Annotated in this window: 3 protein-coding genes; all 3 read left to right on the top strand. The window is 68.8% G+C overall.

The genetic code is table 11. From position 1 onward, the window contains the following. The first annotated feature begins 47 nt into the window (after positions 1-47). Positions 48-1,046 (top strand): ABC transporter permease, encoded by a 999-nt coding sequence (locus ACFWN1_RS32390; protein WP_384370046.1) that lies wholly within the window; start codon positions 48-50, stop codon positions 1,044-1,046. Further along, on the top strand, positions 1,043-2,140 hold the full coding sequence (locus ACFWN1_RS32385; protein WP_384370043.1) for an ABC transporter ATP-binding protein: 1,098 nt from the start codon (positions 1,043-1,045) through the stop codon (positions 2,138-2,140). The genes ACFWN1_RS32390 and ACFWN1_RS32385 overlap by 4 nt, the downstream gene beginning before the upstream one ends. After that, on the top strand, positions 2,137-3,438 hold a 1,302-nt coding region (locus ACFWN1_RS32380; protein ID WP_384370040.1), incomplete at its 3' end, for an ABC transporter ATP-binding protein. The genes ACFWN1_RS32385 and ACFWN1_RS32380, both read left to right, overlap by 4 nt.

The raw sequence follows: 3,438 nt of genomic DNA, 5'->3' as shown, positions 1-3,438 counted from the left end.
CGCCGGAAGAACTCCGGCGGTTCACGGTCCGCAGCGGGCCGTTAGCTGTGCTCGCTTACCTCATCAGGCGGCTCTTCGCCGCCGCAGTGATGCTCGTGGTCATCGTCATGGTGGTCTTCGGCATCTTCTTCCTCGTCCCCAAGTGGGCGGGGGTCGACGTCGCCACGAGTTTCGTGGGCAAGCAGGCCGACCCCGCGGCAGTCGAGGCGATCCGGGAGAAGCTCGGTCTGGGCGACCCGATCGTCCAGCAAGTGTGGGAGTTCTTCAAGGGCATCTTCGTGGGCCGCACCTACGCGGCCGGCGGCGATGTCACCCAGTGCGCCGCGCCGTGCTTCGGTTACTCCTTCCGCAGCGAACAGGCCATCTGGCCGGTGCTGACGGACCGTTTCCCGGTCACGCTCTCCCTCGCGCTCGGCGCGGCGGTCCTGTGGCTGGTCTTCGGTGTCGCGGCGGGTGTCCTCTCCGCCCTCAAGCGGGGCACCCTCTGGGACCGCACCGCCATGGTGGTGGCCCTGGGCGGCGTCTCGCTCCCCATCTACTTCACCGGTCTGCTGTCGCTGGCGATCTTCTCCTACGGGTTCGGTCTCATCGACGCGCAGTACGTGCCTCTGGGAGACAGCCTCAGCGGCTGGTTCGGCGGCATGATCCTGCCCTGGGTCACCCTGGCCTTCCTGTACGCGGCGATGTACGCCCGGATCACCCGCGCCACCATGCTGGAGATCCTCGGCGAGGACTACATCCGTACCGCCCGCGCCAAGGGCCTCAAGGAGCAGACGGTCATCGGCAAGCACGCCATGCGCTCCACGATGACCCCCATCCTGACCATGCTCGGCATGGACCTCGGCGCCCTCATCGGCGGCGCGATCCTGACCGAGACGACGTTCAGCCTGCCCGGCCTCGGCCAGGCCGTCCTCAACGCCATCAAGAATCAGGACCTGCCGGTCATCCTCGGCGTCACCCTGATCACCTCGGTGGCGGTGCTGGTGGCCAACCTCCTGGTGGACATCCTGTACGCCGTGATCGACCCGCGCGTGAGGCTCTCATGACCGAACTCAGCAAGACCGGAGCCGCGGTGGGCGAGCCCACCGACACCAAGACCGCCGGCCAGGCGTTCCTGGACGTACGCGACCTCAAGGTGCACTTCCCGACCGACGACGGCCTCGTCAAGTCCGTCGACGGACTGACCTTCACGCTGGAGAAGGGCAAGACCCTCGGCATCGTGGGCGAGTCCGGTTCCGGCAAGTCGGTCACCTCGCTCGGCATCATGGGCCTGCACACCGCCGGTCAGTACGGCAAGCAGAAGGCGCGCATCTCCGGCGAGATCTGGCTGAACGGCACCGAGCTGCTGTCCGCCGATCCCGACCAGGTGCGCCGGATGCGCGGCCGCGAGATGGCGATGATCTTCCAGGACCCGCTGTCCGCGCTGCACCCGTACTACACGATCGGCCAGCAGATCGTGGAGGCGTACCGCATCCACCACAACGTGGACAAGAAGACGGCGCGCAGGCGGGCGATCGAGATGCTCGACCGGGTGGGCATCCCCCAGCCGGACAAGCGGGTGGACAACTACCCGCACGAGTTCTCCGGCGGTATGCGCCAGCGCGCCATGATCGCCATGTCGCTGGTCAACAACCCCGAGCTGCTCATCGCCGACGAGCCGACGACCGCCCTGGACGTGACCGTCCAGGCGCAGATCCTCGACCTGATCCGCGATCTGCAGAAGGAGTTCGGCTCCGCGGTCATCGTCATCACCCACGACCTGGGTGTCGTCGCCGAACTCGCCGACGACATCCTGGTGATGTACGGCGGCCGCTGTGTCGAGCGGGGCCCGGCGGAGAAGGTGTTCTACGAGCCCCGGCACCCCTACACCTGGGGTCTGCTCGGTTCGATGCCGCGGCTCGACCGCGAACAGCAGGACCGCCTGATCCCGGTGAAGGGCTCCCCGCCCTCCCTGATCAACATCCCGTCCGGCTGCGCCTTCAACCCGCGCTGCCCGTACGCCGACCTCCCCAAGGACAACGTGACCCGCACGGTCCGCCCCGAGCTGACCCAGGTCGGCAGCACGCACTGGGCCGCCTGCCACATGGACACGGAGCAGCGGGAGCGGATCTGGACCGAAGAGATTGCGCCGAAGCTGTGAGCGACGAGAAGGCAGTGACGATCCCCGCGCAGGCCGGACGCGCCGACAGCGCGGACGGCGAGATCCTGCTGAAGGTCAGCGGCCTGAAGAAGCACTTCCCCATCAAGAAGGGGCTGTTGCAGCGGCAGGTCGGCGCGGTGCACGCGGTCGACGGCATCGACTTCGAGGTGCGCGCCGGTGAAACGCTGGGCGTCGTGGGCGAGTCGGGCTGCGGCAAGTCCACGATGGGCCGGCTGATCACCCGCCTCGACGAGCCGACCGCGGGCACCATCGAGTTCGAGGGCAGGGACATCACGCACCTCGGGGTCTCGGGCATGCGCCCGATGCGCCGCGATGTGCAGATGGTCTTCCAGGACCCGTACTCCTCGCTGAACCCCCGGCACACCATCGGCACCATCATCGGGGCGCCCTTCCGGCTCCAGGGTGTCGAGCCCGAGGGCGGCGTCAAGAAGGAGGTCCAGCGGCTGCTGTCGGTCGTGGGGCTCAACCCCGAGCACTACAACCGCTACCCGCACGAGTTCTCCGGCGGCCAGCGCCAGCGCATCGGCATCGCCCGCGCGCTCGCGCTGAAGCCGAAGCTGGTCGTCGCCGACGAGCCGGTCTCCGCGCTGGACGTGTCGATCCAGGCCCAGGTCGTCAACCTCATGGACGATCTCCAGGAGGAACTGGGCCTCACCTACGTGATCATCGCGCACGACCTCTCGGTCGTCCGGCACGTCTCGGACCGGATCGCGGTGATGTACCTCGGCAAGATGGTCGAGATCGCGGACCGCAACTCGCTGTACTCGGCGCCGATGCACCCGTACACCAAGGCGCTGATGTCGGCGGTGCCGATCCCGGACCCCAGGCGCCGGGGCGCCAAGAGCGATCGCATCCTGCTCCGGGGCGACGTGCCCTCGCCGATCTCGCCGCCGTCCGGCTGCCGGTTCCACACCCGGTGCTGGAAGGCGACGGAGATCTGCAAGACCACCGAGCCCCTGCTGCTGGAGCTGCGGCCGGGCCAGAAGGTGGCCTGCCACCACCCGGAGAACTTCGCCGACCAGGCCCCGCAGGACACCGTCCTGCTGACGGCGGCGAAGGAAGCCTCCGAGCTGGTGCCGGACGCGGTGCTGGAGGAGTCGGCGGAGACGTCGGCCGCCGTCGCCGCCGAGGTCGCGGAGACCGCCGCCACCGAGCAGCCCGAGGCGGAGAAGCCTCCGGTGACCGAGGCCGAGACGGCCGGGACGACTGCCGAGGCCGAGACGGCCGCGAAGGCCGTCGAAACCGACGAGGCCGGCACCGCCAAGGCGTCCGAGGAG

The organism is Streptomyces sp. NPDC058459, assembly GCF_042721685.1.
Taxonomy (GTDB): domain Bacteria; phylum Actinomycetota; class Actinomycetes; order Streptomycetales; family Streptomycetaceae; genus Streptomyces.
Note: the sequence above shows the minus strand (reverse complement) of the source record. Positions and strands in the feature narration are given on the sequence as shown.

What these genes read in the sequence shown, in the direction of transcription:
- ACFWN1_RS32385 (WP_384370043.1), top strand. Translation starts at nt 1,043, where the DNA reads ATGACCGAACTCAGCAAGACCGGAGCCGCGGTGGGCGAGCCCACCGAC.